Annotated in this window: 5 protein-coding genes, 1 tRNA gene and 1 pseudogene; 6 read left to right on the top strand and 1 reads right to left on the bottom strand. The window is 71.8% G+C overall.

Features of this window, described 5'->3' with window-relative positions:
• The 6 genes and pseudogenes from EXE44_RS16100 to EXE44_RS16075 all read left to right on the top strand — a co-directional run.
• Positions 1–252, top strand: a pseudogene (locus EXE44_RS16100) (corrinoid ABC transporter AT-binding protein); the annotation flags it as partial.
• A gap of 50 nt (positions 253–302) precedes the next feature.
• Positions 303–1,298, top strand: coding sequence for a class I SAM-dependent methyltransferase family protein (locus tag EXE44_RS16095; protein WP_137717930.1), 996 nt, complete (start codon positions 303–305; stop codon positions 1,296–1,298).
• Between the two features lie 85 nt (positions 1,299–1,383).
• On the top strand, positions 1,384–1,605 hold the full coding sequence (locus EXE44_RS16090; protein WP_121561944.1) for a hypothetical protein: 222 nt from the start codon (positions 1,384–1,386) through the stop codon (positions 1,603–1,605).
• The gene (locus EXE44_RS16085; RefSeq protein ID WP_137717929.1) at positions 1,592–1,981 is read left to right on the top strand and encodes a peptide ABC transporter ATP-binding protein; all 390 of its coding nucleotides are present in this window, start codon (positions 1,592–1,594) and stop codon (positions 1,979–1,981) included. Before EXE44_RS16090 ends, EXE44_RS16085 begins: the two co-directional genes overlap by 14 nt.
• A gap of 576 nt (positions 1,982–2,557) precedes the next feature.
• Positions 2,558–2,630, top strand: a tRNA-Thr gene (locus EXE44_RS16080).
• A 178-nt stretch (positions 2,631–2,808) separates the two neighbouring features.
• Positions 2,809–2,940, top strand: a complete 132-nt coding sequence (locus EXE44_RS16075) for a rubrerythrin-like domain-containing protein (protein WP_137717928.1) — start codon at positions 2,809–2,811, stop codon at positions 2,938–2,940.
• Positions 2,941–2,982: 42 nt separating this feature from the next.
• On the opposite strand, the gene EXE44_RS16070 is transcribed toward EXE44_RS16075, so the two are convergent.
• The gene (locus EXE44_RS16070; RefSeq protein WP_137717927.1) at positions 2,983–4,194 is read right to left on the bottom strand and encodes a hypothetical protein; all 1,212 of its coding nucleotides are present in this window, start codon (positions 4,192–4,194) and stop codon (positions 2,983–2,985) included.
• Positions 4,195–4,383: the final 189 nt, after the last annotated feature.

Genomic DNA, 4,383 nt, shown 5'->3' with positions numbered 1-4,383 from the left:
GACGCGACCGCCGTGACGGCGCCGCCGTTCGAGGCCCCGTCCGCGGCGGCGGTCGCGGCGGCCAAGGACCTCGCGGCCGACGCGGACGCGACGCTCACCGTCGGGGCGGAGGGGTCGGGCGGTCCCGACGCGGTACGCGGCCCGAACGCCGAGGTGGCCGCGGCCGCGGGCCGGGTCGTCCCGGTCGCCGCCGACGCCGACGGCGCGGACCTGCTCGACGCGGTCGCGGCCGCGACCGCGGACGGGGAGTGAGCCGCCCGCGAAGCGTCACCGTTTATTCGCTCGCCCGCGTCTCGCCGACGATGAGCGTCCCCTGCGTCGCCGTCGACCGCGAGCGCGGCGAGACCGTCCGGAGCCGGCTCGCCGACGCCGACGCCCTCGACGGCGACCACCAGATCGCCGTCGAGGGCGACACGATCTACATCCCCGTCGCGGACCGCGATCGGGTTCCCGCCGACCTCGCCGCCAACGTCGTGGAGCGCGACGCGGCGGCCCGGGACCGACCCACGACGCCCGCGGAGATCCTCGGCTACGAGCCCTCGATCGAGCGGCTCGGCGACATCGTCATCGTCGACGAGGACGACGACGAGCGCGCCCGCGAGATCGCAGAGGCGGTCATGGCCGCCGACCTCCCCTGCGACACGGTCCTCAACCGCGCGTCGCCGATCGAGGGCGAACTGCGGGTCCGTCAGTGGGACGTGCTGGCCGGGAACGGCACCGAGACGGTCCACCGCGAGTACGGCCACGAGTTCGCGCTCGACGTCGCGGAAGTGTACTTCTCGCCGCGGCTCGCGACCGAGCGGCACCGCGTGGTCGAGCAGGTGGAGCCCGGCGAGTCGGCGATAGACATGTTCGCCGGCGTGGGACCGTACGCCGTCCCCATGGCCGCCCGCGGCGCCGACGTGGTCGCGTGCGACCTCAACGAGCGCGCCGTCGAGTACCTCCGGGAGAACGCCGAGCGCAACGGCGTCGCGGATCGGGTGACGGCCGTCGCGGGCGACGTCCGCGACCTCGCCGGCTCGTACGCCGACACCGCCGACCGGCTCGTGATGAACCTCCCGCACTCCGCGGACGAGTTCCTCGACACTGCGGTCGCGCTCGCGGGCGACGACTGCGCGGTCCACTACTACGACATCCAGCACGAGGACGACCCGTTCGGCCCGGGGCGTCGCGCGATGGAGGCGGCCGCGGGCGACGCCTACGCGGTCGACGTCGAGACCGAGCGAGTCGTCCGGTCGTACGCGCCACACGAGTACAACGTGTGTCTCGACGTTCGACTGACCCGCGTCGCCGACTGAGCCCCGGGGCGGGCTCCGCCGCGGGACGGGCACAGACACGTCAGGCCGCTCACTTATGCGTGTCACTCACTATCGTATATTACGTATGAGCGACGCCGAAGACCCCGCGGAGCGCATCGACGAGACGACCACGTGGCCCGACCTGGCGATCGGACTGTACGACCGACTCACGGGTCGGAACGCGGAGATACACTACCAGTTCGAGGACCTGACCGTCGAGGTGCCGAGCGGGACCGGCGACGACGCCGAGCACGCCGAGTGGCGCGTCGACGGCGGCGTCCGGGTCACCACGAGTGAGCGGGAGTGAGTCCGGGCGGCGCCTCTCGGTCGAGACCGAGGACCTGACGCTCTCGGTCGACGGGGTCGACGCCGCGGTCCGCGCGACCGGACGCCGACTGTTCGTCGAGGTCGACAGCGTCGGCGACGCCCTCCGCATCGCCCGGCGGCTGCCGGCGGAGTCCGTCTCTACCCTCGCGGCCGCGGAGCTGGTCCGGGGCGGCCTCACCGCCGAGGTCAGGGTCCGCGGTCGCACGGTCGCGGTTGCGGGCGCCGACGCGCGGCCGGGGCCGCTCTCGCACCGCCTCGGCGTCGCGCCCGCGGAACTGCGGCTCGCGGGCGTCGTCGGCGCCGGGTACGCCGGGCTCTCCGCGGGAGTCCGTCGCGCGCGGCGGCTGTTCGCGTGAGGAGAGTCGCCCCCGCCCGAGCGCCCCGGCCGGTCCGGTCGCTCGCGAGGGAGTCGAGACAGCGAGAACGCCGCGTCGCCCCGAGAGGGGTCGGGGCGACGCGGCCGGGGCCCGTCACATGACAAGCGGTCGCGGCGGCGGTCGGGGACCAGAGGCGATTTTGCGCTTGGCGCGTCGGAGACGCGTTTCACACGGAAGCCGCGACGGGACGCTGCTGGGGATGACGGCCGCGTCGAGTCGCCGTGGGGCCGGCGACCGACGTGACTATCGCCGCCCGGTACGGGCTTCGACCGGGCACGCACCGCCGAGGGATTCGATCCCCGCCGTCTCGGCACGCGGGCGGTGTCATCACGTCTGAATTCAGACCCGAACACGTATTTAGTATTTTTCCTTATACACTTGTGAACTATGCCGTTTTCTTGTGGGTATCAAGACAGAATACGAGCTAACACGAGACGATTGTCAGATTACTACCAGAACAATTCCCGATTCCGTCACCGGAGTCGGCGCGTCGGATCGCCGTCCCGTCCCCGTTTCGGAACCCTTATTTTTCCGTCCGGGAATTGTCGAATGCGCGCCGGAGTAGCTCAGCTGGCAGAGCGATTCCTTCGTAAGGAATAGGTCGAGGGTTCAAATCCCTCCTCCGGCTCTTCTGACGGTGCGACGCCGAGCCGGTGAGCGACGGGACCGGATCGCTGGCGCGAGCGCGGTTCTCGGGTCCGATCGAGCTGTTCCGATCGTTCGGTCACCCCCTCTCGGAGAACCATTTATATTCTAGAAATAATATTAGGTGTGTGGTTATCTATCACGGAGTCCTATGAGCGTACATGCGACCAGAATACGACTGCGACAGCGAAGAAGTGTACGAGTGTTTCAAATGCGGCCGCCGGACCGGCTCCCCCGGCGAGTGCGAGTGCGGGGGTGAACTGCTTCACATCGGCCGCTCGCGAGACCTGTGAGCGCGGCCGAACCGAGCCGTCCCCGGAGCGTCGGCGGCGCGGTCAGTCGTCGGTAGCGTCGTCCTCGCCGCTCGCGTCTTCCCTATCGCTCTCCTCGTCGCCGCCGTCCTCGTCGGCTCCGCTCGCGTCTCCCTCCGGATCGTAGTCCGGCAGCGAGAGGACGTTCTCGCGGCCCAGCCGGAAGCCGTCGAGGTCGCCCTCGTCGCGCAGCCCCGTCACGACCTGGCTCGTCTTCGCGGCGGTCCAGTCCAACCGCTCGGCCACCTGCTTCTGTTTCATCCGTCCGCCCTCCGACTCGATCAGTCGGAGCACCTGTTCCTCGTTGCTCAACAGGTCGTCGTCGACGGGCCGGGGCTCGTCCGAGTCCGGCTCCGACGCGTCGCCGTCGTCGTCGCCGGCCGTCGGTTCCGCCGCCGGGTCGCTGGCGGCGGCCGCCGTCGCCGCTCCCGAGTCGTCCGCCGGCGCGTCGCCGGTCGCCTCGGTCTCGGCGTCTCCGCCCCCGGCGGGCGCCGCGGCCCCGGCGTCCCGGCGGCGGTAGGCGACGGCGGCGCCGGCGACGACGAGCGCCCCGAGGAGCGCGGCGATGCCGGCGGTCGGCACCCCCGAGAGCGGCCCCGCGGGCGCGACCGAGATCCGCGGCTGGCCGGCGGAGAAGTCGACCGGCCCGTTCCAGACCACGGACCGCTCCCGCACCTCGCTCGGCTCGGGCGTCGTCTCGCCGAGGCGGTACCCCTCCGGCCACGAGACGATCAGCGACGAGGCGTCGTCGAGGAACAGCCCGTCGACGGCGTCGCCGACGCGGAGCCGATCGCCGTCGACGGCCGCGAAGTTCGTCCACTCGAACCGGTAGGTCAACACGCCGTACGCCTGCGGGAGCTCGCGCCGCTCGGCGGTCACGGTCGCGTTCGACACGGTCATGTTGCGGCCCGTCGCCGACTCGGCGGTCTCCGCGGTCGAGACCATTCTGTCGCGGAACCGGGTCGTGTACGCCTCCGTGTCGTTCTCCACGTCCGCGCGGAGCTGTTCGAACGCCCGCTCCTCCTCGTCGGTGCCGAGTCGGATCCGGTACTCGACGGTCCACCGCGCGTCCCCGTCCGGCTGAACGGCGACCTCCATCGACACGTCGTCCGGTTCCACGTCCATCTGGGCGAACCCGCCCTCGAACGGGACCGCGCCGGCGGCGCCGGCGCCGAGCGCGAGACCGACGGCTCCGAGGAGGGCGAGGACTGCGAGGAGGGTCGGCAGTCGCTGCACGGGCTAAGTCATTCGGACTGTCGGTAAATTCCTTCCCATCCGGAACCGGGTCGCCCCGTCGCCCGGCGCCGGGCGGGGAAGTGCGCGCTCACGGCGCGACGCCGCTCACGCATCGAGGCGCGAGGGACTCTCGGCGACCGTCGGGGCGGCGACCGCGGCGCCGCCGACCGACGGCGCGTCGGCGCCGCC

The organism is Halorubrum sp. SS7 (genome assembly GCF_005435055.1).
Classification (GTDB): Archaea; Halobacteriota; Halobacteria; order Halobacteriales; family Haloferacaceae; genus Halorubrum; species Halorubrum salinarum.
Note: the sequence above shows the minus strand (reverse complement) of the source record. Positions and strands in the feature narration are given on the sequence as shown.